The sequence below is a fragment of the Nonomuraea longicatena genome (assembly GCF_039525605.1).
Classification (GTDB): Bacteria; Actinomycetota; Actinomycetes; order Streptosporangiales; family Streptosporangiaceae; genus Nonomuraea; species Nonomuraea longicatena.
This window is the reverse complement of record NZ_BAAAHQ010000035.1, coordinates 166615-191382: the sequence shown is the minus strand read 5'-3', so window position 1 is coordinate 191382 and position 24768 is coordinate 166615. Positions and strand designations below refer to the sequence as shown.

The following is a 24768-nucleotide window of genomic DNA, read 5'->3' as shown; positions in this document are numbered from 1 at the left end:
CGAGCGTACGCCCCGCTTGACCGCCCCGCAAGCGCTTGTAATCATCGGATGTCTGGATCTCCCCCCGTCCAGCAAGGGAGCAACGCCGTGCGGCTACGCGTCCTATGCTTCGGCGCCCGGGTGCCGCTGGAGGCCGAACACGCCTCCCGCTCGCGCGGCGTCAGGGTGGAGCCGTGCCGGGCCTGCTCGGGAAGCGCCCAGGTGACCGGTGGGGAGGTGACCTACCGGGACGTCACCGTGGCCGAGGCGGGCACCTACCGGCTGCAACTCGACCACACCGGGCCGTCCCGGGTGAGCGTCAACGGCGGCGCCCCCGTCGGCGTCCCCGGTGCGGCGGTGCGGCCCGACGTGCCCGCCGTCTCGGCCCTCGCCGTCCCGCTGGCGGCAGGGGCCAACACGATCAGGATCGCCGCCGAGGGGGCGGGCCTCGACCGGATCTCCGTCGGGCCGATGCCGCCCGCGGCGTCCGTGCCGGCCACCACGCTCACCGTCGAGCCGGGCGGCCTGCAGTGGGTCGGCCGGGGACAGCAGTCGATCAAGGTCGCCGCGAGCCTGCGCCTGGACGTGGACGACCAGCTCGATCAGGTCAGGCTGGCCCCGACGGCGCCGCAGGGGTGGACCGTCGAGGGAGAGGCGGCCACTGCCACGAGCCTGCGGATCGGCCGGACCCTGACGGCCACCTGGACGCTGACCTCGCCTCCCGGGCAGGACCCGGCGGCCGACGTCCCGATCACCGCCGCGTTCCAGGTGCTCGGGCGTGAGGCGCGCACCGTCAAGCAGTTCCGCGTACGGCAGCGCCCCGCCGATCGCCTGTTCGTCCGCGAGGCGGAGGACACGGCCAACCGGCTCGGCAGCTCCGGCGTCACCGGCTGCGGAGCCTGCTCCGGCGGGCAGAAGGTACGCAACATCGGGGGCGAGCCCGAGGCGTATGTGTTGTTCGAGAACGTGGTGGTGCCGCAGGGGCCGTACACGCTGGTCGCGGACTTCACCGTGAACGGGCCGCGCTCGTTCTTCGCGACCGTCAACGACGCGGCCCCGGTCGAGGTGCGGGTGGACGGCGTCGGCAACAACCGGCCGTACATCGTGGAACTGCCGGTCACGCTCAGGGCGGGCGCCAACACCATCAAGATCCACAACGACACCGAGGTGGCCCCCGACCTGGACCGGCTGTCCATCGGGCCCGCCGCGAGCGTCTCGGACCGGAAGAGTTAGGGAGCAGCATGCACGACGACCCGGCCCTCGTGACCCGCCGCACCCTGCTCGGCGCCGCCGCCGGGGCGCTGGCGACCCCCACCCTGGCGACCCCCACCCTGGCGACCCCCACCCTGGCGACCCCCACCCTGGCGACCCCTGCCCTCGCGGCCCCCGCCCGAACCGAGCCCGTCCGCGCCGAGGCGGCGTCCTATGAGGGGAACTCGCCGAAGGACACCTCCGAGGTGTTGCTGCGGCAGTGGGCGCGGGCGCCGGGCGCGCACCCGCTGGTGCCCGACGTCTCCCACGCCGGATATCGGGGCGGTGCCCGTCTGCCCAGGCCGGAGCGGGTGGCCGTCCGGGTGACCGACCACGGCGCCAGGGCCGACGGCGTCACCGACTGCGCCCCGGCCTTCAACGCCGCGATCAGGGCGGCCGGCGAGAGCGGCGGGGGAGCGGTGCTGGTCCCCGCCGGGACGTACCTGCTGGGCGCGCCGGTGTTCGTGCACTGGTCGAACGTGGTGCTGCGCGGCGCGGGCCGCGACACGACGGTGCTGCGCTTCACCAGGCCGCTCGACGACGGTTACCGGCAGGCCAGGCAGTCCAACGGCAACAGTCGCTGGTCGTGGACGGGCGGCCAGATCTGGTTCGTCTCGCAGGAGCGCCGGGCCAGGTCGGAGGCCGAGGACTACGCGGGCACCGAGAACTGGCTGATGGGGGAAGTGCTCGCCGAGGTCGCCGCCGCGACCAGAGGCAGCACCACCCTCTTGGTCTCCGATACGGCGGGGCTGCGCGTGGGCGACACCGTCGTGCTGGAGACCGAGAACCGCCCGGACGCCGGCCTGCTCAAGCACCTCGCCGGGGACGTTCCAGGCGCCCGCGCCTACGACTGGCCGCGCCGCGCGCCGCAACTCGTGACCGGGTCCGGCGGGCAGTACGTCCAGTACTCCTCCTTCCAGTGGCCGGTACGGGTGGCGGAGATCGTCGGTCCCCGGCTGGTACGGCTGGCCCAGCCGATCAGGTACGACCTGCGCCCCGACTGGCCCGCCCGGTTACGCGCCATCGGGCCGACCGTGCACGACAGCGGGGTGGAACGGCTGACCGTGAGCAACGTCCCGGCCCCGATGACCGCGCACAACAGGCACCCGGGCGCCAACGGCGTCTGCTTCCAGGCGGTGCACGACTGCTGGGCCTTCGACGTGCGGGTGGAGAACTGCGACCTCGGCTTCGGCTTCACCACGGCCAAGTCGGTCACGCTGCGCCGGGTGGCCGTCGGCGGACGGGCCGCCCACCACAGCTTCGCCTGCCGCATGCAGTCGCACGACAACCTGGTCGAGGACTTCGAGATCGAGGCGTTCACCGTGCCGGTCCCCGCCGGTGCCGTCCACCACGGCCTCAACCTGGAAGGGCTGTCGTCCGGCAACGTGTGGCGGCGTGGCCGGATGGCGGAGGGCACCTTCGACACCCATCGCGGGTTGCCGTTCGAGAACGTCAGGACCGACATCACCCTGGTCAACAACGGCCGCGTGGGCGGCTCCGGCGCCTCGGGGCCGCTGTTCGGCGCGCGCATCGCCCACTGGAACGTCCGCGTCACCGGCGGCAGCCCGTACGCTCTCACGATCGCCGACGCCGCCCCCCGCAGCCTGACGGTAGGGGTCCAGGGCGCCTCCGGCACCGGCAGCGGGCTGGGCCCAGACTTCACCGGCGATCTGGAGTCCCTGACGGCCGACCACGGCGTGCGCCCGCACGTCACGGACCTGTACGCGGCTCAACGGGCGCATGTTGATAATTGACAGCCGCAGTCACGGAGAAGAAGCTTTCTTTCGTGACAGCAGGTCGAAGCGTCTTAGCCGTCCTAGCCCTTCTTCTCACGTCCCTTCTGAGCCCCGCGCAGACCGCCGCAGCGGCCGCCTGCGCCACCGATCCCGCCACCCCCAAACGTCAGTTCCGGGCCATGTGGGTGTCCAGCGTGTCCAACATCGACTGGCCCAGCCGCACCGGGCTCGGCGTCGCCGCCCAGCAGGCGGAGTTCCGGGCGTGGCTCGACCTCGCCGTGCAGCGGCGGATGAACGCGGTCGTCGTGCAGGTCCGGCCGACCGCCGACGCGTTCTGGCCCTCGCCCCACGAACCGTGGTCGCAGTGGCTCACCGGCACCCAGGGCGGTGACCCCGGCTACGACCCCATGGACTTCATGGTGAAGGAGGCCCACGCCCGCAACCTGGAGTTCCACGCCTGGTTCAACCCGTACCGCATCGCCAACCACGCCGACCCCAACCGGCTGGTCGCGAGTCACCCCGCGCGCAGGAACCCCGGCTGGCGCTTCGCCTACGGCGGCAAGCTCTTCTACAACCCGGGCATCCCCGCCGTGCGCTCCTTCATCCAGGACGCCATGATGGACGCGGTCACGAAGTACGACATCGACGGCGTGCACCTCGACGACTACTTCTACCCGTATCCGGTCAGCGGCCAGAGCATCCCGGACTCCGCGACGTACGCGCAGTACGGCGGCGGCTTCGGCAACGTCCACGACTGGCGGCGCGACAACGTCAACAAGCTCATCCAGGAGCTAGACCAGCGTATCCACCAGGCCAAGCCGCACGTGCGCTTCGGCGTCAGCCCCTTCGGCATCTGGCGCAACGCGAGCACCGACCCGCTCGGCTCGCGCAGCTCCGGCCTGCAGTCCTACGACGCGATCTACGCCGACTCCCGCCGCTGGGTCAAGCAGGGCTGGATCGACTACGTCACCCCGCAGATCTACTGGCACATCGGCTACAGCGTCGCGGACTACAAGGTGCTCACCGCCTGGTGGGCCGACACGGTCAAGGGCACCGACGTGCAGTTGTACGTCGGCCAGGCCGCCTACCGCGCCGGCACGGACGCCTCCTGGCAGCGTCCCGCCGAGTTGTCCGACCACCTCACCTACAACAGGCAGCACCCCGAGGTGGGCGGCGACGTCTTCTTCAGCGCCAAGGACGTGAAGGCCGACCGGATCGGCAGCTTCTCCACGCTGGCCGCCGCCCACTACACCAGGCCCGCGCTCGCCCCCGAGTTCGGCACCGCGCAGGCGCCGCCCGCGCCGTCCGTCACCTCGGCCACCCGGGGAACCGGCGGCGTCGCCGTGGCCTGGCAGGGCACCGGTACGTCCTACGCCGTCTACCGCGTGGACGGCTCGCCGGCCGCCGACCCCTGCCAGTTCGCCGACGCGCGCAACCTGGTCGGGACCACGCGCGGCACCACGTTCACCGACACCACGGCGGGCAGCGGCACCTACACCTACTACGTGAGCGCGCTCGGCCGCGCCCAGCACGAGAGCCCGCAGAGCCAGGGCCGGGTCGTGGCCGGCAGCGGCGGGCCGTTCAGCGTGGTGATCGACAACGCGGGCGCCGGGTTCACGGCCGGGACCGCGTGGGGCACCTCCACCTTCTCCAGCCAGCGGCACGGCGCCGACTACCGCTACGCCCCGCCGGTCGCGGCCAGCGACCCGGCCTGGTTCAGCGCCGACCTCCCGGCGACCGGCTCCTACCGGGTCGAGGTCTGGTACCCGGACGATCCCGGATACAACAGCTCGACGCCGTTCCTCGTCGCGGGTCAGACCGTCAGGGTGGACCAGCGCTCGGGCGGCGGGCAGTGGCGCTCCCTCGGCACCTTCACGTTGCAGGCGGGCGCGGGCAACGTCGTCGGCGTCAGCCGCTGGACCTCCACCACCGGCTACGTCGTGGCCGACGCCGTACGCATCACCGAAGTCTGAGAGTTGCGGGCGCGGCCGGGCGGGCTTTTGAATGAGCTCCTGATGGCTTGATCTAGGAGGCGCCATGCGCGGCTTACGCGCCGCAGCAAGTGTCCTGACCCTCACCCTCACCACCGCCCTGTTGGCCACCGCTCCAGCCGGGCCCGCGACGTCGAATGCTCTCGCGGGCCCGGCGGCGGAGCCGGAACCCGCGTCGTTGCTCACCCTGTCGGTGCCGGACCGGGCGGCGTTCGCGCAGCTCGTGGCCCGTGGCACCGACCTGACCGAGCGGGTGCGGCCGCAGGCGGACGGCAGCATCCAGGTGGACGCCGTGCTCACCCCGAGCCAGTTGGCGGAACTGCGTGGCCTCGGGGTGACCACGCCCGACCTGGCGCAGGCCAAGCAGGCGCCCAAGACCACCACCGCCGCCGACCGGATCGTCATCGAGCGGGCCGTCTGGTTCAAGACGCGCGACGGCTACTTCCTGTCGGTCGAGGCGAGCAGTTCGGCGGGCGCCGCCGCCGCGCTGAGCACGACCTGGCGCGGCCCGAAGGGCGGCGGCGAGGTGGCGATGGTGCCCTACGAGGACGCCGGAGCCTATCTCGGGCACCAGTTCGCCACCCCCGTCCCCGCCGAGTCCCGGCCGCAGTGGGTCACCGTGACCTCGGCGGGCGGCGGCAAGGCGCAGGCGAGGGTGCGGGAATGGCCGGACGGCGAGCGCCCCGACCGCACCGCGCCCGGCTACCAGAAGGACTTCGTCTCCCAGTACATGACCCCGGCGCAGCTCAACGCCCGGGTCAGGGACCTGCACCGGCGCTTCCCCGAGCTGACCGACCTCATCGAGCTGCCCAACAAGACCAACGGGTACCGCAGGCACGCGCAGGCGCAGTTCGGCACCGTCGTCGTGACCTCGCTCGCCTACGGCTCCGAGGGCGGCAACGACGTGGCCGTCGAACTGGTGGACCCGGGCGCCGCCGAGCGCCCCCTCCAGGTCGCCGTCGAGGGCGGGACCGTCACGGTCAGTCTCGCCACCGGGCCGGGCGGCGCGCTGGCGAGCACCGCCGCGCAGGTCGTCGCCGCGCTCAACGCCCAGGCCGGGCACCTGGTCAAGGCGACGCCGTACCGGGGCGACAGCGGTCAGGGCATCGTGGCCGCCGCGCCGAGGACCGCGCTCAGCGACTCCCTCAAGGCGCCCGCCGACGTGTCGCGGGCGCCCGCGACCGTGCTGGCGCTGCGCATCGGCGCGCACCGGGACGGCTCGCGCACCGGCGTGCTCGCCTACGCCCAGGAGCACGCCCGCGAGTGGGTGACGCCGCTGGTCACGATCGAGGCGGCCGAGCGGTTGCTGCGCAACCACCGGCGCGACCCGGCCACCCGGCGGCTGCTCCAGCGCACGGACGTGTTCATCGTGCCGACCGTGAACCCCGACGGGGCCAACTACAGCTTCTACGACTTCCCGATGCAGCGGAAGAACCTGACCAACCACTGCCCGGCGCAGCAGTCGGACCCGGCGCTGCGCAACAGCTGGGGCGTGGACATCAACCGCAACTACGCCAGCGGGTCGCTGAGCGACGGCTACTTCGGCGCCTCGGCCAACTGCCAGAGCGGCAGCTTCGCCGGGCCGGGCGAGCACTCCGAGCCGGAGAGCCGCAACGTCATGTGGCTGGCCAAGACCTACCGCAACATCAAGTTCGCCATGAACGTGCACAGCTACGGCGGCTTCTTCATGTGGCCGCCCGGGGCGTACAAGCTGGACGGGCGGGTCACGCTGCCCCGGCCGACGGCCGAGCAGGAGGCGTACTTCATGCGCTCGGCCCGCACGATCGAGCAGGCGATCGCCGCCCATCGCGGCACGGTGACCTGGCCGCAGCAGACCGGGCCGGTCACGGACGTGCTCTACTCGGCGGCGGGTAACTCGGCCGACGAGCTCTGGTACGAGTACGGCGTGTTCGGCTGGGACTTCGAGGTCGGTGCCGACCTGTGGGATCCGGCGGCCAGGACCTGGCGGGCGGTGGGCTTCCAGCCGCCCTTCGAGGAGGGCCACCAGGAGGCGCAGGAGTTCGCGAACGGCCTGATCAGCCTCATCGGAGTGGCAGCGGACTACCGGCCGAAGGGCTGACCCTGCCGGAGGAGTGCTCATACCGCTTGGTATGGGCACTCCTTTTTTCATCTCTTGATTGATTTCCGGCGTGCATGATACGAATTGCGCAAATATCGGTCAGGTCCGAAAAAGTCTCCTCTCAGGGAGTGCCATGAGGCCAGCCTTAACCGCGTTGCTCCTCGTTCTCGTCACGCTCGCCGTACCCGCGTCGGCCGACACCCTCATGACCAACCACGGGTTCGAGAACGGCCTCACCGGGTGGACGCAGAGCCACGGCACCGGCGGCACCGCCGCTTCGACCGACCAGGCCTGGCGCGGCACCGCCAGCGCCCTGCTCACCGACACCTCGGCCACCGAACCCGTCGGACTGGAGAGCGGGCAGGTGCCCGTCACCGCGGGCACCGCCTACGTGGCCTTCGCCAAGGTCTTCCCGGTCAGCGGCCGCGCCGACCTCTACCTCCGCTTCTGGTCCGGCGCAGCCCTGCTCGGCTCCGGCTTCACCCCGGTGAGCGCCCCGGCGGGCCGCTGGAGCGACATCCAGGTCAAGGCCACCGCGCCCGCGGGCGCCACCCGGGCCAGCGTGGTGCTCTACTCGGCCAACGCGGTCACCGGCGTCACCCACTGGGACGAGGTGGCCTTCACCCCGGAGATCGCGAACCTCGGCGTCCAGGTGGAGAACTCCACGCCGAACGCCGTCACCTTCGGCACCGACGCCCACCGGGGCGTCGCCTACACGGTCTTCACCGGCACCCAGGACGACGACGCCCGGTTCGTCGCCATCGACACCGCCACGGAGAAGGTCGTGCTGTCGCAGCCCCTGGAGGGCGCGACCGGCGGCTGGGCGGCGGCCACCGCCACCGACGGCTCCGTCTACGTCGGCACCTACACCAACGCCGGCATCTACCGCCACGTCCAGGGCACGAACACGGTCACCTGGAGACACAAGGCGAGCGGCAACCAGGTCTGGGCCATGACCCCCGGCCGCGACGGCAAGATCTACGGCGGCACCTACCCGGCGGCGGGCTTCTTCAAGTACCGCGAGGGCAGCGGCTACCAGGACCTCGGCGGCGTCCCCGTCTGGCCGGGCAAGAAGTACGTGCGCAGCATCGCCTACGACGACGTCGCCGACGTCACCTACCTCGGCACCGGCAGCAACGCCGCGCTCATCCGCTTCGACAACGGCGACGCGCAGGCCCGGAAGGTCGACATCCTGCCCGCGAGGTTCCGCGACATGTCGATGGTGACCTCGCTGAAGTGGACCGGCGGGCGGCTGCTGGCCCGCGTCGAGGGCACGCTTCTGGTGTTCAGGATGTCCGGCGCCACCGCCACCCTGGAGGCGGAGATCCCGGGCACCGCGCCGCACTTGTCAGACGCCCGCGACGGCAAGGTCTACTTCGTCAAGGGTACGGCCCTGCACGCCTACGACATCGCCGCCAAGACCGAGCAGCCGACCGGGGTGGACCTCGCCATGGAGGTCAGCGGGTTCGGCTGGGTCGACGACACCCTCGTCGCGGTCGGCGGCGCAGAGAACCGGGCCCGGCTGTTCAAGTACACGCCCGCCACCGGCGCGACCCGCGCCGCCCCGGTCGCCGGGGCGCCGATCATGCCCGCCGCGATCAACACCATCGCCGGAGGACCCGACGGCAGGATCTACAGCGGCGCCTACCTGACCGGCGGGATGGGCGTCTACGAGCCGATCGGGGGCGACGGCGACGACGGCCGTGCGGACCTGATGCACCGGGGCACGATCTCGCAGACCGACGGCATGCTGAACCACAACGGCAAGCTCTACATCGCGACCTACCCGGGTGCGAAACTCTACGAACAGGACCCGGCCCGCCCTTGGGCGCCTCGCGAACTCCTGAACCTGGCCGGGGACGAACAATCACGCCCGTACGCCCTGGCCGGGGCGCCGGACGGCCGCGTCTTCATCGGCACGGTCCCCGACTACGGCCGCTACGACGGCGCCCTGACCGTCTACGACCCGGCCACCGGCGGGCATCGTGTCCACCGCGACCTCATCCCCGACCAGTCGATCGTCGCCCTGGCCTACCACAACGGCCGCGTCTACGGCGGCAGCTCGATCCGGGGCGCGCTCGGCACCACGAGCGCGCGGGCCACCGCCACCCGCTTCTTCGTCTTCGACCCGGCGACCGGCGCCGTCGCCCACCAGGCGCTGCCCGCGGCCATCGCGGGCAAGAGCACGATCACCGACCTCACCGTCGTGGACGGCAAGATCTGGGGGTTCGCCGAGGGCGCGCTGTTCGTGTTCGACCCCGACACCTCCAGGTTCCTGCACGTCTCGGAGAAGTTCGCGGACGTCAACCCGGCCTACGAGTCCTCGGCCCAGTGGCGGGACGCGGACCTGCGCACCGTCGCCAAGGACCCGGCCCACGTGTACGGGACCGTCGGAGACCGGCTGTTCAAGATCGCCAAGTCGAACTACGCCCTCACCACGATCGTCCAGAAGCCCGCGAACCGGGCACTGGACGGCCTGGCCACGGACGACCTCGGCAACATCTACTACAAGATCGACGGCCGGCTGTTCCGGTACGCCGTCTGACGCACCCGTCACGGGTTCCGGCCGAGAGGGGCTCGGCCGAAACCCGTGAACATCACACCCGGGCGGTGGAGGTGTCGCTGTCCAGCGAGTCCACGAGCGCGTCGGACTCGGCGTTCCGCCACGGGGCCACCAGGCCGCCGAGCACGAACACCACGACCGAGCACATCACCGGGCCGCCCACCTCAAGCCAGGTGTCGACGTCCACGACGTACTTCACCAGGACGAACACCACGAGCCCGGTCGCCCAGGAGGCGATGGCGGCCGTCGGTCCGCACCGGCGGAAGGCCGGGAGCATGCCGAGCAGCATCGGGATCGCGATCGGCCCGACCAGCGCGCCGAACCACATGATGATCAGCCCGAGGACGCCGCCGAAACTGTCCGCGGTGAGTGCGATGCCCATCGACAGGGCGATGAACAGGAACGTCGAGACCCGCCCGGCGAACAGCTCGGTCGACGACGACATCCGGCCCGCCCGCTTCCAGACCGCCGGGATGATGTCGCGGATCACCACGGAGGAGATCGCGTTGGCGTCGGAGGAGGTCATCGCCATCGTGTGCGCGAACATCCCGGCCAGTACCAGTCCGATCAGGCCGCCGGGCAGCAGCGCCTGCGTGATCAGCGCGTACGACTGGTCGGGCCGCTCCAGCCCCGGCATCAGCACCGGCGCCGCCCACATCGGGAAGAACAGGATGAGCGGCCACACCAGGTACAGCGACGCCGACAGCAGGGCCGCGCGCCGCGCCGAGCCGCCGGTGGGGGCGGCGATGAAGCGCTGGGCGAGGTTCCACGTGCCACCGTTGTACGACAGCGTGTTGATCAGCAGGTACACCATGACGAAGGCCATCGTGAAGTTGCCGTTGAACGGCTGCCCGTGGCCCTCGGGCAGGCGGTCCCACAGTGTCCAGATGCCGGAGACGCCGCCGAGCTGGCCCAGCACCGCGACGAAGAGGACCAGTCCGGCGATGAGCTGGATGACGAACTGGCCGAGGTCGGTGAGGGCGTCGGCCCACAGCCCGCCGATGGTCGAGTAGATGAGGGTGACGCCGCCGGTGAGCAGCACGCCCCAGAAGATGGGCACCCCGGCGAAGACCTGGAGCATGAGCGCGGTCGCCGCCCACTTGGCGCCGACGTCGAAGACCTTCAGCGCGGTGCCGCTCCAGGCGAGCACCTGCTGGGTGGGAACGTTGTAACGGGTGGCGAGGTACTCCAGCGGTGAGATGATGCCCAGCCGCTGCCGCAGCCGGGGCCATCGTGGGGCGAACAAGGCGGACCCGATCAGCATCGCGATCGTGATGCCCAGCGCCCACCAGACGTAGAGGGTGAATCCTGCGGTGTAGGCGATGGCCGCGTTACCGACGAACACCGCGGCGCTGTATCCGGACATGTGGTGCGAGATGCCGGACAGCCACCAGGGCATCCGGCCACCCGCGGTGAAGAAGTCCTTGGCGTCGTGGATCCGCTTCTTGGCCCACCAGCCGATCGCGAGCATGACCACGAAGTAGCCGCAGATGACCAGCCAATCGAGAAAACCCATGGTGACTCCTAACAGGGGGGTGACGCCGGTTCAGGCGTGGAAGACCACCTCGCCGTTGACGTACGTGCGGCGTATGGACAGGTCTGGGGTGGCGACGACCAGGTCGGCACGTGCGCCGGGGGTGAGACGGCCGAGATCGGTACGGCCGAGCAGACGGGCGGGTGCGGTGGTGGCGAGGGTGACGGCCTCGGCGAGCCCGAGGCCGGTGGCGGCGGCCCAGGCGACGCAGTCCATGAGGCTGCTGCCCGACCCGGCGAGCAGGTCGCCGCCGGGGAGGGTGAGTCGGCCGTCGGGGTGCGCGGTGATCCGGCCGCCCACGGGGGTGTCGTAGTCGCCCGGCGCGCACCCGGCCAGCGCAACCGAGTCGCTGACGAGCACGCTCCGGCCGGGTCCTTTGGCGCGGAGCATCGCGGTGAAGGTGTCCGAGGGCAGGTGGTGGCCGTCGGCGATGAGGCTCGCGGTGAGCCGGTCGTCGGCCAGTTGGGTCCACAGGTGGTTGGGGTGGCGGGGCAGGAGCCGGTGGGCGCCGTTGCCGAGGTGGGTGCTCAGCCGGGCGCCCGCCGCGACGGCGGCCGTGACGCGTTCGGGTGTGGCCGCCGTGTGGCCGATCGCGACGATCACCCCGCGCCGGGACAACTCCTCGATGTAGGCGAGGGCACCCCTCCGTTCCGGTGCGAGGGTGACGATCCGCACCAGACCGCCGCACGCCTCCTGCCAGCGGTCGAACTCGGCCAGGTCGGGGTCGCGCAGTGCGGCGGCGTCGTGCGCGCCGCGCGGGCCGTCCTCGTGCGACAGGTACGGTCCCTCGACGTGGATCGCCGGGATCGCCTGCCGGATCAGCGGATCCCGCTCGCGGGCGCGGGCGATCGCCCGCAGGGAGGCGAGGATCGCCGCCTCCGGCGCGGTGATGACGGTGGGGCACAGGGTGGTCGTGCCGCGCCGCCACAGGGCCCGCACCGCCTCGGCCGGTTCCGCGTCCGCGCCGTTGAAGTCGTGCCCGCCGTACCCGTTGACCTGGAGGTCCACCAGGCCGGGCAGGAGCAGCAGGTCGGGGGCGGTCCGCAGCGGGGTGACGGCGGCGATCCGGTCGCCGGCCACCTCGACGCGGACCGGTGCGCCGCCGGCCGTCCGCCCCTCGATCACAGCCAACGCACCCGGTCCCTGAAGCGGTGCAGGAACAGCGCGTTGGCGGCGTCGCCGCCGGGGGCGTTGCCGCTGCGCCAGATGTCGGGGTCGGCGCCCGCGCCGGTCAGCCGGTCGATGGCGGCGGCCATCAGGCAGTTGAGCGCGTAGGCGTTGGCGAAGGTGGAGATCGCGCCCACCCGCTCGCCCGCCCCCTCGATCTCCAGTACGGCGTCGCCCACCGGCACCTTGGTGTCGATGTGCAGATCGACCAGGTCGTGCAGGTTGCGCCGCGACGGATGCCGGGCCGGGTGGTCGGGCGCCGTGGAGTCGGCGTGGACGCGGGAGGACACGCCGACGACCGTGGCGCCGCGCTCCTTGGCGGTCAGCGCGGCGTCGATCAGCGCCGCGTTGATGCCGTAGGCGTTGACCAGGATGAGCAGATCGCCCGCCCCGACCCGGTTGTCCTCGATGACGAGGCGCCCGTAGCCGGGGGTGCGCTCCATCGCCATCGAGCGCAGCGCGCCGCCCGACAGCAGTGTGCCCTCGTCCAGGATGGCGCTGACGTTGACCAGGCCGCCCGCGCGGAAGAAGACCTCCTGGGCGGCCAGGTTGGAGTGGCCGCCCGGGCCGTACACGTAGACGAGCCGGTCGCGGGCGGCGTGCTCGGCGACCAGCTCGGCGGCGGCGTCGATGGCCGCCGCCTCCTCGGCTTCGATCCGGGTGAGCAGATCGACGATGTTCTGGAAATAGGTGCGCATGAGCGCGGAGGATCCGGTCACGGAGGTCTCCTCAGCCTGTCGGCACGGGTTCCCTGGGACGGGGGGTGAGTCCACGGCGCGGGTGGGGCGCGGTGGTGCCGATCGGAATGGGTCCGGCTGCTGGGTTGATGTAAGCGATTGCAGGGAATCTAGGCCGAAGCCTGGGCCCCGGTCAAGGGGCCGGTGGAGGCCCGCCGGGTAAAAACACCGGGCAGCACCTTGGCGACCGGCTCCGCGTCAGGAGCCTCGATCTGCCTGATCAGGACCTCTACGGCGGTGCGGCCGAGATCGTCAAGAGGCGCGGTCACGGTGCTGAGGCTGGGGGTCACGGTCTGCGCGAGCAGGACGTCGTCGCAGCCCACGATGCTGCGCTCACCCGGCACCGAGACGCCGTTCTCGGCGAGTTCGGCGATGACGCCGCAGGCCATGAGGTCGTCGAAGGCGAAGGCCGCGGTGGTGTCCGTCGCGAGGAAGGCGGCGCCCGCCTGCCTGCCGCCCTTGAAGGAGGAGCGGAAGGGGCCGAGTTCGGCCAGCCGTACCCCGCGCCCGCGCGCCCAGCGCCGCACCGCCTTGGAACGCCGCCCGGCCGCCCAGGACGCGTTGGGGCCCGACAGCAGTGCGAAGTCGCGATGGCCCAGCTCGTAGAGGTGTTCGCCGGCGTCGAACAGCGCGGCGGTGTTGTCGCAGATCACCGAGGACAGCTCGCGCAGCGTGCGGTTGACCAGCACGCACGGCAGACCTCTGGCCGCCTCGCGGAGGGCGGCGGCCGAGGCCCGGGGCGAGGCGACGATGACGCCGTCCACGCGCCCGCGCAGCTTGGTGACCAGCCGGATCTCGGCGGCGGCGGACTCCTCGGCGTCGATGAGCATCAACGAGGTGCCCGCGCGCTCCGCCGTGCGCTGCACCGAGCGCACCAGCAGCGGGAAGAACGGGTTGGTGATGTCGGGCACCAGCAGCGCCACCAGGCCCACCCGGCCCGTGACCAGGCCGCGCGCGGCGGAACTCGGCTGGTAGTCGAGCTCGGCCGCGACCCGCAGCACCCGCTCGCGCACGCTTTCACGCACCAGCTCGGGCCGGTTGAACACCCGCGAGACCGTCGCCGCTGAAACGCCGCAACGCTCGGCGATGGAGTAGATCGTCGCACGTGCCACTTCGCACCCTCCCTTGACGGGTAACTCTAGCGAAGCCAGAATCCATGCAATCGCTTTCATTTCAACGAAGGGGTGGCATGGGCCCAGACCTGATCGCACGGCGGCAACTCGAAGACGTCATCTTCCCCTTCTGGCTCGCCAACGGCATCGACGAGACCAACGGCGGCTTCTACACCTGCTTCGACAACCGGGGCAGAAGCCGGCTGTCGACCGACAAGTTCACCTGGTCGCAGGGCCGCTTCGTGTGGCTGCTGGCCCGCGCCGCCCACCTGGCCGAGCGCGGGCTGCTCGCCCTCGACCGCGCCGAACTGCTCGCCCACGCCCTGCGCGGGGCGCGCTTCCTCACCGAGCACGCCGTCCGTCCCGACGGCACCTGCGCCTACCTGCTCGACGAGCGCGGCGCCGAACAGCCCGCCGCGCGCAGCGTCTACGCCGACTGTTTCGTCGCCATGGGCCTGTCCGAGCTGACCAGGCACACCGGCTCCGACGAGTGGCTGCCCGTGATCGACGCCATCGTCGCCCGCGCCGCCGCCGACATCGAGCGCGGCGACCCGCCCACCCCGCCGTACCCGCTGCCGCCCGGCCACCAGGGCTTCGGCGCGGCCATGATCCTGCTCAACACCCGCCTCGACCAGGTGCGGGCCCACGAGGCCGTCCACGGCCCCGACCCCGTGCTGCGCGAGCGGCTCGGCGCCGCCGTACGCGGGGTGCTCGCCCACCGGGAGCCCGGCGGGCTGTTCACCGAGATGCTGGTCGCCGACCCGGCCGCCCGCGACACCGTCCTCGCCCGCCACCGCAACCCCGGCCACGCGCTCGAAGGCGCCTGGATGGTCCTCGAAGCGGGCGAACTGCTCGGCGACGACAGTGCGGACGCCGCCGTCCTCGCCAGTGTCTCCGCACTCTGCGCGGAAGGCTGGGACGACGAGCACGGCGGCCTGCTGCGCTACACCCGCGCCGAAGGACGGCGGGGCGGCGGGCCGTACGAGGATCTCATCGCCCGCACCTGGACCACCAAGCTGTGGTGGGTCCACTCGGAGGCGTGCTACACCACCCGCCTGGCCGCCGTACGCCACGGCGACGCCGCCGCAGGTGCCTGGTTCGAGCGCCTGTGGGCGTACACGCTGGACACCTTCCCCGGCGGCGACGACGGCGAGGAGTGGATCCAGATCCGCGACCGCGCCGGGCGCCCGCTCGACGAGGTCGTCGCGCTGCCCGTCAAGGACCCCTACCACGTGGCGCGCAACCTCATGCAACTGGTCGAACTGGGGGAGGAATGATGCGGGTCACCGTCCACGCCGACCGGGCCGCCGCCGGTGCCGCCGCCGCCGTCGAGGCGGCAGCGGCCCTGCGCGAGACCCTCCACCGCCAGGAGAACGCCAGGGTCGTCTTCGCCGCCGCGCCGTCGCAGCTCGGCCTGCTGGCCGGGCTGCGGGACGCGCCCGGCCTCGACTGGTCGCGGGTGAGCGTCTTCCACCTCGACGAGTACGTCGATCTGGCGCCGGAATCGCCCGCCCGCTTCTCCCGTTTCCTGCGCACCCACCTCTGGGACGCCGTACGGCCCGGCCAGGTCCACGCCATCGAACCCGGCGCCGACCCCGAGGCCGAGTGCGCCAGGTACGCCGAACTGCTGGCCGCCGCGCCGCTCGACCTGATCTGCCTCGGCGTCGGCGACAATGGCCACCTGGCCTTCAACGACCCGCCGGTGGCCGACTTCGCCGACCCGCTGCCCGTCAAGATCGTCGCGCTCGACGCCGCCAGCCGCAGGCAGCAGGTGGCCGACGGCTGCTTCGCCGACCTCGACCAGGTGCCGCGTGAGGCGGTCACGCTGACGATCCCGACGCTCATGGCGGGGCGGCGGCTGGTGGTGACCGTACCGGGGGCCAGGAAGAAGGCCGCGCTGCGCGCGGCGCTGGACGGGCCGCTCACCACGGACTGCCCGGCCTCCGTGCTGCGCACCCACGCGCACTGCGCGCTGTTCGCCGACCAGGAGGCACACGGATGAGGATCATCGACGCGAAGGTCATCGTCACCTGTCCGGGACGCAACTTCGTCACCCTGAAGATCACCACAGACGAGGGCGTCACCGGGCTCGGCGACGCCACCCTCAACGGGCGCGAGCTCGCCGTCGTCTCCTACCTGCGCGACCACGTCTGCCCGCTGCTCATCGGCCGCGACCCGGCGCGCATCGAGGACATCTGGCAGTACCTGTACCGGGGCGCCTACTGGCGGCGCGGGCCGGTCACCATGACCGCCATCGCCGCCGTGGACACCGCCCTGTGGGACATCAAGGGCAAATACGCTGGAATGCCCGTCTACCAGCTCCTCGGCGGACGCTCGCGCGACGGCGTCACCGTGTACGGCCACGCCAACGGCGAGAGCATCCCCGAAGTCCTCGACGAGGTGGCCCGCTACGTCGAACTCGGCTACAAGGCCGTCCGCGTGCAGGCGGGCGTGCCCGGCCTGGCCAGCACCTACGGCGTCAGCGCGGACAAGATGTTCTACGAGCCCGCCGACGCCCGCAGGCCCACGGAGAACACCTGGTCCACGCCGCAGTACCTGCGCATGGTGCCCGAGCTGTTCGCGGCCGTGCGCGAGCGCTTCGGCCCCGACCTGCACGTGCTGCACGACGTGCACCACCGGCTCACGCCGATCGAGGCCGCCAGGCTCGGCGCGTCGCTGGAGGAGTACCACCCGTTCTGGCTGGAGGACCCGGTGCCCGCCGAGCTCCAGGAGGGCTTCCGCCTGATCAGGCAGCAAACCACGACGCCGATCGCGGTCGGCGAGGTCTTCAACTCGATCTGGGACTGCCAGCGGCTCATCACCGAGCAGCTCATCGACTACATCAGGACCACGGTCGTGCACGCGGGCGGCATCACCCACCTGCGGCGGATCTTCGACCTGGCCGCCCTCCACCACGTGCGCACCGGCTCGCACGGCGCCACCGACCTGTCGCCCGTGTGCATGTCGGCCGCGCTGCACGTGGACCTCGCGGTGCCGAACTTCGGCATCCAGGAGTACATGCGGCACTCGACGCTCACCGACGAGGTCTTCCCGCACGGCTACCGGTTCGAGGACGGCTACCTGCACCCGAGCGAGGAGCCCGGCCTCGGCGTGGAGATCGACGAGGAACTCGCCGGCCGCTACCCCTACGACCCCGCCTACCTGCCGGTCAACCGGCTCACCGACGGGAGCATGCACAATTGGTGAGACTCAGCCGCACCACGTACCCGGGCGCCCGCCGCCCGTCGGCCGTCGGCGTCGTGCACCTCGGCCTCGGCGCCTTCCACCGCGCCCACCAGGCCGTCTACACCGAGGAGGCCATGGCGGCCACCGGCGACGACCGGTGGGGCATCTGCGGCGCCACCCAGCGCAGCACCACCGTGGCCGACCAGCTCGGCCCGCAGGACGGCCTCTACACCGTCTCCACAGGCGGCCCGCCGCAGGTGGTGGGCGCGATCACCGAGGTGCTGCCGCCCGGTGACGAGCGGCTCACCGCCGCCCTCGCCCATCCGGGCACGCGCGTGGTGACGCTCACGATCACCGAGAAGGGGTACGCCCCGGGCAGCCCGGCCGTCGCCGCGCTCGTCGCTGGCCTGCGCGCCCGCGCCCGTGCGGACGCCGGTCCGATCACGGTGCTGAGCTGCGACAACCTGCCGGGCAACGGAGCCGTGCTGGCCGGGCTGGTACGCGCCGCCGCGGGCGACGGACTGGCGGAGTGGATCGCCGGCCAGGTGCGCTTCCCGAGCAGCGTCGTCGACCGGATGGTCCCCGCCACCACCCCGGAGGACCTGGCCGAGGTCGCGCGGCGGCTCGGGCTGGAGGATCGCGGGGCGGTCGTCGCCGAGCCGTTCAGGCAGTGGGTGATCGAGGACGACTTCGCGGGGGAGCGGCCCGCGTGGGAGCGGGCGGGCGCGTTGCTCGTCGCCGACGCGGAGCCGTACGAGCGGATGAAGCTGCGGCTGCTCAACGGCAGCCACTCGATGCTCGCCTACCTCAGCCGCCACGAGTACGTCCGAGACGCCGTCGCGGAACTCGCCGAGCCGGTCGCGGGCCTGATGGAGGAGGTCACCCCGACGCTCGGGGCACTGCCCGGCTTCGATCTGGACGCCTACAAGGCGTCGCTTCTGGAGAGGTTCGCCAACCCCCGGCTGCGGCACCGCACGGCGCAGATCGCGGCCGACGGCTCGCAGAAGCTGCCCCAGCGGCTGCTCGACCCGGCCCGCGAACTGCTCGCGGCGGGGAGGGAGCCGAGGTGGATCGCGCGGGCGGTGGCTGGGTGGATGCGGTATGTGACTACCGCATCCACCCTGGACGACCCCCTCGCCGACCGGTTGCGGGTGCCCGAACCGGACAAGGTCGTCCTTACCGTGGACCGGCTCCTCGCGGTGTCCGCCGTGTTCGGTGAGGACCTGCCCGCCGACCAGGTGTTCCGAGACCTGGTCACGGAGTCGCTCGCCGAACTGATCGCCGACAGCACCGGCTGAGCGGGCCGGTCAGGCCGGTTGGGTGGCCCGGCGCAGCACGAGCGCCGTCACCACCGCCAGGCTCAGGAACACCAGGGCTCCCACCGCCGCCACCACGTTGAGGCCGCTCGTGAAGGCCGCGCGGGCGGCCTCCATGACCTCGGGCGGGCCGACCACCGAGGTGATCGTGTCGGCCCGCACGCCTTCGGGAAGCTGGGTACGGAACACCGCCGCCCCCAGGCTGCCCAGGGCGGCGATGCCCATGGCCACCCCGAACTCGCCGCTGGTCTCGGACAGCGACGCCGCCGAGCCCGCCTTCTCGGGCGGCGCGGCCGTCATGATGATGCCGTTGCCGACCGTCATCGGCAGCGCGATGCCCGCCGAGGCCAGGACCAGCCCGGCCACCAGCAGCGGCAGCCCGCCGACCGCCGGGACCTGCGTGTGCAGCACCAGCCCGGAGGCGCCGAGCACGAGCCCGGCCGCCATGACCCACGTCGGGCTCATGCGCTGGGCCAGCATCGGCCCCGCCGACAGCGCCACGATCATGACCAGGCTCTGCGGCAGCAGCCACAGCCCGGCCGCCAGCGGCGACAGGCCGACCACCGACTGGAGGTACATGGTGGCCATCAGCGTCGTGCCCGCCATGACGACGCCGCCGAGCAGCAGGATCGTCAGCGTGGCGGCGAAGGTCCGGTTGCCGAACAGCCGCATGTCGAGCAGCGGGCTGGGCAGGCGGCGCTGCCGCTGGACGAAGATCACGCCGACGACCACGCCGATGAGGACGCTGGCGATGTTGACCGGGTCGAGGCCGTTCCTGGCGATCTCCTTGAGCCCGTAGACGACCGGCAGGATCGCCGCCAGCGAGAGCAGGACGCTGAAGGGGTCGAGCCGTCCCGCGCCGGTGTCACGGTATTCGGGCAGCAGGAGCGGACCGGTCACGAGGACGACGACCATGAACGGCACGCCGAGCAGGAACGCCGAGCCCCACCAGAAGTACTCCAGCAGCAGGCCGCCGACGAGCGGGCCGAGTGCCATGCCGACCATGAACGCGCTGAACCAGACACCGATGGCCGCGCCCATCTGTTTGGGGTCGGTGAACATGTTGCGGATCAGCGCCATCGACGACGGCATCAGCGTGGCGCCCGCCACGCCGAGCAGCGCCCGGTTGACGATGAGCATCTCGGCGCTGCCGGAGAAGGCGGCCACCACGGACACGACACCGAAGGCCGCCGCTCCGACCAGGAGCAGCTTCCTGCGGCCGATCCGGTCGCCGAGCGTGCCCATCGTCACCAGGAACCCGGCCAGCAGGAACGAGTAGATGTCCACGATCCACAGCTGTTGCGAGGCGGTGGCGCCGAGTTCGGCGCTCATGTGCGGCAGCGCGAGGTACAACACGCTGACGTCGATGGACAGGAGTAGCGCGATCGAGGCCAGCACCGCTAGCCCGATCCATTCGCGCCTCCCGGCGGGTGCTTCGGTCGTCGTCATGGGACTACAGTCGGCTACGGCGGTTCTGGTCTTCTTCTCGTGTTCTTAAGGTCGGTCGTATGCGTTTCGGGATACTGGGGCCGCTCACCGTGTGGACGGACTCCGGGGAGGTCGTGGCCGTCCCCGGGTTGAAGGTGCGCGCGCTCCTCGCTGACCTGCTGGCCCACGAGGGCCGGGTGGTGTCCGTCGACCGCCTGGTCGACGACCTGTGGGGCGACGACGCGCCCGCCAACCCGGCCGCGGCGCTCCAGGTCCGCGTCTCGCAGTTGCGCAAGGCGCTGGAGGACGCGGAACCGGGTGGCAGGGACCTCATCGTCTCGCGGGCGCCCGGCTACCAGCTCCGGGTATCGTCCGACCAGGTGGACGGGCTGCGTTTCGCCAGGCTGGCGGCCGAAGGGCGGCTGGCGGAGGCGCTGGAGCTGTGGCGGGGGGCGCCGTACGCGGACTTCGCCGACGCCGAGTTCACCCGCGCGGCCGGCGCGCGGCTGGAGGAGCAGCGCCTGGCCGCGCTGGAGGAGCACGCGGAGGCGCGGCTGGCGGCGGGCGAGAGCGTCGACGTGGGCGACCTGGTCGCCGCCCACCCGCTGCGCGAGCGGCTGCGCGCCGTCCAGATGAAGGCCCTCTACCGGTCGGGACGGCAGGGCGAGGCCCTGGCCGCCTACGCCGAACTGCGCGAGCGGCTGTCGGACGAACTCGGCCTCGACCCGTCGCCCGAGCTGGCCGAACTGCAGGAGCGCATCCTGCGCCAGGACCCGGAGCTGAACGGCCCGGTACGTCGCTCGCTCAGCAACCTGCCCGCCGCCGTCACCGAGCTGATCGGCCGGGAGGAGGCCGAGACCGGCGTGGTCGACCTGCTCGGCAGGAGCAGGCTGGTCACTTTGACCGGTTCCGGCGGCGTGGGCAAGACGAGCCTCGCGCTGTCGGTCGCCACCGGCCTGAGCGCCGCCTCCGACGCGCGTTTCGCCGACGGCGCGTGGCTGGTGGAGCTCGCCGCCTACGACAAGGACACCGACTCGCTGGCCGACGCGGTGCTGAGCGCGCTGGACATCAGGGACGGCGGCGGCGCCGGCGACGCCCTCGACCGGCTGGTCGACGCGCTGCGCTCCCGGCGGCTGCTGCTGGTGCTCGACAACTGCGAGCACGTGGTCGACCAGGCGGCGACGCTCGCCGACCTGCTGCTGCGCGCGGCTCCCGGGCTGCGCATCCTGGCGACCAGCCGCGAGCCGCTGAGCGTCGCGGGCGAGGCGCTGTGGAGCGTGCCCCCGCTCGACCTGCCGGAGGGCGAGGACATCGCGCAGGTCGAGAAGTCCGACGCGGTGCGGCTGTTCATGGCCAGGGCGACGGCCTCGGCGCGCGGTTTCGCGCTCGACGAGGGCAACGCGGCGGCCGTGGCCCAGTTGTGCAGGCGGCTCGACGGGCTGCCGCTGGCGCTGGAGCTGGCGGCGACGCGGGTGCGCTCGCTCGGCGTGCACGAGCTGGTGGCGCGGCTGGACGACCGCTTCAAGGTGCTCGCCGGGTGGCAGCGCGGGGTCTCCGACCGGCAGCAGACGCTGGTCGGCATGATCGACTGGAGCTGGAGCCTGCTGTCGGAGGAGGAGCGGGTGGTGCTGCGGCGGCTGTCGGTCCACGCCGACGGGTGCACGCTGGAGGCGGCCGAGGCGGTGTGCGGCGGCGACGGGCTCGACGTGCTCGACCTGCTGGTCAGGCTGGTCGACCGGTCGCTGGTCGGCGTGGTCGAGGGCGCCGCCGGGGTGCGCTACCGGCTGCTGGAGTCGGTGGCGGCCTACTGCAGGCGGCGGCTGGAGGACTCGGGCGAGGAGGCGAGCGTGCGCGCGGTCTTCGTCGAGCACCACACGCGCCTGGCGGCGCAGGCGGAGGGCATGTTGCGCGGGCCGGAGCAGGCGGAGTGGCTGCGCAGGCTGGACGCCGAGGCCGCCAACCTGCGCGCCGCGCTCGACGCCGCCCCGGGCCCCGTCGGGCTGCGCCTGGTCAACGACCTGGCCTGGTACTGGTTCCTGCGCGGACGGCTGCGCGAGGCCCGCAGGGCCTTCGACACCGCGCTGGCCGTCCCGGCCGAGGACGGCGCCGATCCCGCAGACCGCGAGCAGGCGGCCGCCTGGCGGGCCGGGTTCGCGCTGCTGCTGGGCGAGGACGTCGACTGGCGGGCCACGCTGAAGATCACCGACCCGGGGGTGCGGGCGCGGGCGGAGTTCTTCTTCTCGCTCGGCCAGGCAGCCCTGCCCGCCAGCCGCGAGCTGACCGAGGACGCGCTGGTGACCTTCCGCGAACTCGGCGACAAGTGGGGCGAGGCCGCCGTTCTCAGCAGGCACGCCCGCGACGCCTTCGCGGTGCGCGAGATGGACCTGCTCGAACAGGTCGGCGGAGAGAGCGCCCGGCTGTTTCGCGAACTCGGCGACGGGTGGGGGCTGCTGCAGGCGACCGAGTGGCTGGGCGGGCTGGCCGAGATGCGCGGGCGCTACGACGAGGCGGTGCGCACCTTCGGCGAGGCGCTGAGCGTGGCCCAGGACCTCGGGCTGTGGTCGGACGTCGCGCGCAGACTGGCGTGGCTGGGCTGGCTGACGATGCACCACGGCGAGTACGCCCGCGCGATGGACGTGTGCGAGCAGGCGCTGGCCCTGGCGGTCGGCCAGGGCTACCTCGACGGCCAGTACTTCTCCCGCATGGGGCTGGCCTTCGCCGCCCGCCGCGCCGGCCGGCTGGAGCTCGCGGAGGAACACCTGAACCGGATGCTGCACAAGGTCTCGCGTGATCCGGCGGCCGAGCCGCCGCTGTTCATGCCGAGCGTCCTCGCGGAACTCGGCTACGTGCAGGAACGGCGGGGCGACGCGGACGGCGCCCGCGCGTTGTTCCTCGAAGCGCTGGCGGCGGGCCGCAAGATCGGCGACCCGCGTTCGCTGACCTCGGTCACCGAGGCGCTGGCCGTGGTCTCCCCGCCCGCTGAGGCCGCCCGCCTGCTGGGCCTCGCGGCCGCCGCCCGTTCGGCGGGCCGCAACCCGGCCAGCGTCTCCGAGCAGGCCGAGCTCACCCGTACGGCCGAGCGCGCGATCGCCGCGCTGGGCGAGGCGGAGTTCGAGGCGGCCCGCGCCGGCGGCGCGGCGCAGACCTTCGACGACGTCCCGTGAGGGTCAGGGGCGCGAGAGCTGCTCGTCGAGGCGCTCGAAGAACTCCAGCCACCCGGCCCTGGACTGCTCGGCGTGGGAGGTGCTGGTGTTGACCCCCCGCTGCCGGAAGGTCATCACGGTCACGTCGCCCCGGTCGGTGAAGCCGACCGTCACCACGGAGGCGGGTCCGTCACCGGGCGCCTCGGGGTCGCCCGTGGTGAACACCAGCCGCTCGGGCGGGCACACCTCGCGGTAGACGCCGTCCAGTGTCAGGGAGTAGCCGTCCTCGCCGACCAGCGTGGCCTGCCATTTGCCGCCCGGCCGGCAGTCGAGGACCACCCGGTCGGCGGGGGTGGCGAAGATCCTCGGCCCGAACCAGCGGGCGAACCGCTCGGGGGTGGTCCAAGCGGCGTACACGCGTTCGCGGGAGGCGGCGAATTCGCGGACGATCTCGTAGTCGGATGTCATCTGTCCCTCTTGTGGCGGTTGTCGGCGATGACATGACGATCCGTGAATCCGCTTATGCTCCCCTTCCCGCGGCCTTAAGGTCAGGCGAGCAGTGCCGCACTCCGCTCTGTCAGTGCGTGGCGCAGCGGCTCGCCGGCGAGGAACCGGGCCAGTTCGTCCACCACGAGTTCGCCGAGCGCGCCCCGCTCGCCGCCGAGCGCCCCCGCGATGTGCGGGGTGAGCATCACGTTCGGCAGGGTGAACAACGGTGAGCCGGGCTCCGGCGGTTCCGGGTCCGTGACGTCGAGGGCGGCGAACAGGTCGGGCCGCTCGGTAAGCACGTCCACCAGCGCGTGCTCGTCGATCACCGCGCCACGCGCGGTGTTGATCAGCGTCGCGCCCAGCTTCATCGAGTCGAGCAGTTCCCTGCCGACCAGCCCGCGTGTGGCGGGCAGCAGCGGGGTGTGCACGCTGACCACGTCGCAGGTGGCGAACAGCTCCTCGATCCCGACCAGGCGTACCCCCGGGTAGGAGCGGGCGTAGGGGTCGTGGGCCAGTACCTCGACGTTGAACGGGCGCAGCCGGTCGGCCACCATCCGGCCCACGGCGCCGAGTGAGAGCAGTCCGACGCGGGAGCCGTACAGGCCGGGGCGCTCGACCAGGGTGGCGGGGGCGCGGTCGGCGCGGGCGCGCAGCGCGTACTGGAAGGCGCCCTTGAGCGCCAGCGTGATCTGGGCCAGCGTGAAGTCGGCGACCGGTACGGCGTTGCCCTGGTAGGCCGACACCAGCGGGATGCCCCGGGCCCAGAACTCCGGGGTGGTGATCGCGCGGACGGAGCCGGCGGCGTACAGGACGATCTCCAGCCTGGGGGCGGCGTCGAGCAGCGTCTGGTCGAGCACGGGCGCGCCCCAGCTGCTGAACAGCACGCGCACGTCGGCCATGTCGGCGGGGTCGATCGGGCCAGGGGGTTCGTGCATCACCTCGGTCATCGTGCGGATCCGGGCCATCGACGGGCCGTAGACGTCGTCGAAGACAGCAGGGCTAAGGACAAAGGCCGCTTTTCGCACGAGTGAGATCTTATATTTGCCTACTATTCCG

The 24768-nt window shown here is 72.2% G+C and carries 17 protein-coding genes; 10 read left to right on the top strand and 7 right to left on the bottom strand.

The window, feature by feature from the left end; translation table 11 throughout:
- The first annotated feature begins 87 nt into the window (after positions 1-87).
- The 5 genes from ABD120_RS28420 to ABD120_RS28400 all read left to right on the top strand — a co-directional run bounded on the left by ABD120_RS28420 (position 88) and on the right by ABD120_RS28400 (position 9582).
- Positions 88-1212, top strand: coding sequence for an NEW3 domain-containing protein (locus tag ABD120_RS28420; protein ID WP_343953193.1), 1125 nt, complete (start codon positions 88-90; stop codon positions 1210-1212).
- A gap of 8 nt (positions 1213-1220) precedes the next feature.
- Positions 1221-2984: a glycosyl hydrolase family 28-related protein gene (locus tag ABD120_RS28415; RefSeq protein WP_343953192.1), complete on the top strand. Its 1764-nt coding sequence runs from the start codon at positions 1221-1223 to the stop codon at positions 2982-2984.
- Between the two features lie 32 nt (positions 2985-3016).
- Complete coding sequence (locus ABD120_RS28410; RefSeq protein WP_425564048.1) at positions 3017-4939, top strand: family 10 glycosylhydrolase; 1923 nt, start codon at positions 3017-3019, stop codon at positions 4937-4939.
- Positions 4940-5003: 64 nt separating this feature from the next.
- Positions 5004-7037, top strand: coding sequence for a M14 family zinc carboxypeptidase (locus tag ABD120_RS28405; RefSeq protein WP_343953190.1), 2034 nt, complete (start codon positions 5004-5006; stop codon positions 7035-7037).
- A gap of 133 nt (positions 7038-7170) precedes the next feature.
- Complete coding sequence (locus tag ABD120_RS28400; RefSeq protein WP_343953188.1) at positions 7171-9582, top strand: hypothetical protein; 2412 nt, start codon at positions 7171-7173, stop codon at positions 9580-9582.
- Positions 9583-9634: 52 nt separating this feature from the next.
- Here the strand turns inward: ABD120_RS28400 and ABD120_RS28395 are convergent, their stop codons facing one another.
- From ABD120_RS28395 to ABD120_RS28380, 4 genes are all read right to left on the bottom strand, one after another.
- On the bottom strand, positions 9635-11116 hold the full coding sequence (locus tag ABD120_RS28395) for a sodium:solute symporter family protein (protein WP_343953187.1): 1482 nt from the start codon (positions 11114-11116) through the stop codon (positions 9635-9637).
- A gap of 30 nt (positions 11117-11146) precedes the next feature.
- Entirely contained in the window at positions 11147-12259 is a 1113-nt protein-coding gene (locus ABD120_RS28390; RefSeq protein WP_343953247.1) for an N-acetylglucosamine-6-phosphate deacetylase, read from the bottom strand.
- Positions 12256-13020, bottom strand: a complete 765-nt coding sequence (locus tag ABD120_RS28385; RefSeq protein WP_343953186.1) for a sugar isomerase domain-containing protein — start codon at positions 13018-13020, stop codon at positions 12256-12258. The genes ABD120_RS28390 and ABD120_RS28385 overlap by 4 nt, the downstream gene beginning before the upstream one ends.
- Positions 13021-13148: 128 nt before the next feature.
- Entirely contained in the window at positions 13149-14150 is a 1002-nt protein-coding gene (locus ABD120_RS28380; protein ID WP_343953185.1) for a LacI family DNA-binding transcriptional regulator, read from the bottom strand.
- Positions 14151-14227: 77 nt separating this feature from the next.
- Here ABD120_RS28380 and ABD120_RS28375 point away from each other — a divergent pair, with 77 nt between their 5' ends.
- Genes ABD120_RS28375 through ABD120_RS28360 form a run of 4 tightly spaced genes read left to right on the top strand, consistent with a single transcriptional unit; the run spans position 14228 to position 18634 of the window.
- Entirely contained in the window at positions 14228-15427 is a 1200-nt protein-coding gene (locus ABD120_RS28375) for an AGE family epimerase/isomerase (protein ID WP_343953184.1), read from the top strand.
- Positions 15424-16152 carry a 6-phosphogluconolactonase gene (locus ABD120_RS28370; protein WP_343953183.1) on the top strand — a complete coding sequence of 243 codons (729 nt, stop codon included), beginning with the start codon at positions 15424-15426 and terminating at the stop codon, positions 16150-16152. The genes ABD120_RS28375 and ABD120_RS28370 overlap by 4 nt, the downstream gene beginning before the upstream one ends.
- A complete protein-coding gene (gene manD / locus ABD120_RS28365; RefSeq protein WP_343953182.1) occupies positions 16149-17357 on the top strand; it encodes a D-mannonate dehydratase ManD in 1209 nt (402 codons plus the stop codon). Before ABD120_RS28370 ends, manD begins: the two co-directional genes overlap by 4 nt.
- Positions 17354-18634 (top strand): mannitol dehydrogenase family protein, encoded by a 1281-nt coding sequence (locus ABD120_RS28360; protein WP_343953246.1) that lies wholly within the window; start codon positions 17354-17356, stop codon positions 18632-18634. The genes manD and ABD120_RS28360 overlap by 4 nt, the downstream gene beginning before the upstream one ends.
- Before the next feature lie 9 nt (positions 18635-18643).
- Here ABD120_RS28360 and ABD120_RS28355 read toward each other — a convergent pair whose 3' ends face one another.
- Positions 18644-20101 carry an MFS transporter gene (locus ABD120_RS28355; RefSeq protein WP_343953181.1) on the bottom strand — a complete coding sequence of 486 codons (1458 nt, stop codon included), beginning with the start codon at positions 20099-20101 and terminating at the stop codon, positions 18644-18646.
- A gap of 59 nt (positions 20102-20160) precedes the next feature.
- Between ABD120_RS28355 and ABD120_RS28350 the strand changes: the two genes are divergently transcribed.
- The gene (locus ABD120_RS28350; protein ID WP_343953180.1) at positions 20161-23244 is read left to right on the top strand and encodes an AfsR/SARP family transcriptional regulator; all 3084 of its coding nucleotides are present in this window, start codon (positions 20161-20163) and stop codon (positions 23242-23244) included.
- A 3-nt stretch (positions 23245-23247) separates the two neighbouring features.
- Here ABD120_RS28350 and ABD120_RS28345 read toward each other — a convergent pair whose 3' ends face one another.
- Positions 23248-23691, bottom strand: a complete 444-nt coding sequence (locus tag ABD120_RS28345; RefSeq protein WP_343953179.1) for an SRPBCC family protein — start codon at positions 23689-23691, stop codon at positions 23248-23250.
- An 80-nt stretch (positions 23692-23771) separates the two neighbouring features.
- Complete coding sequence (locus tag ABD120_RS28340; protein ID WP_343953178.1) at positions 23772-24737, bottom strand: hydroxyacid dehydrogenase; 966 nt, start codon at positions 24735-24737, stop codon at positions 23772-23774.
- Positions 24738-24768 lie beyond the last annotated feature (31 nt).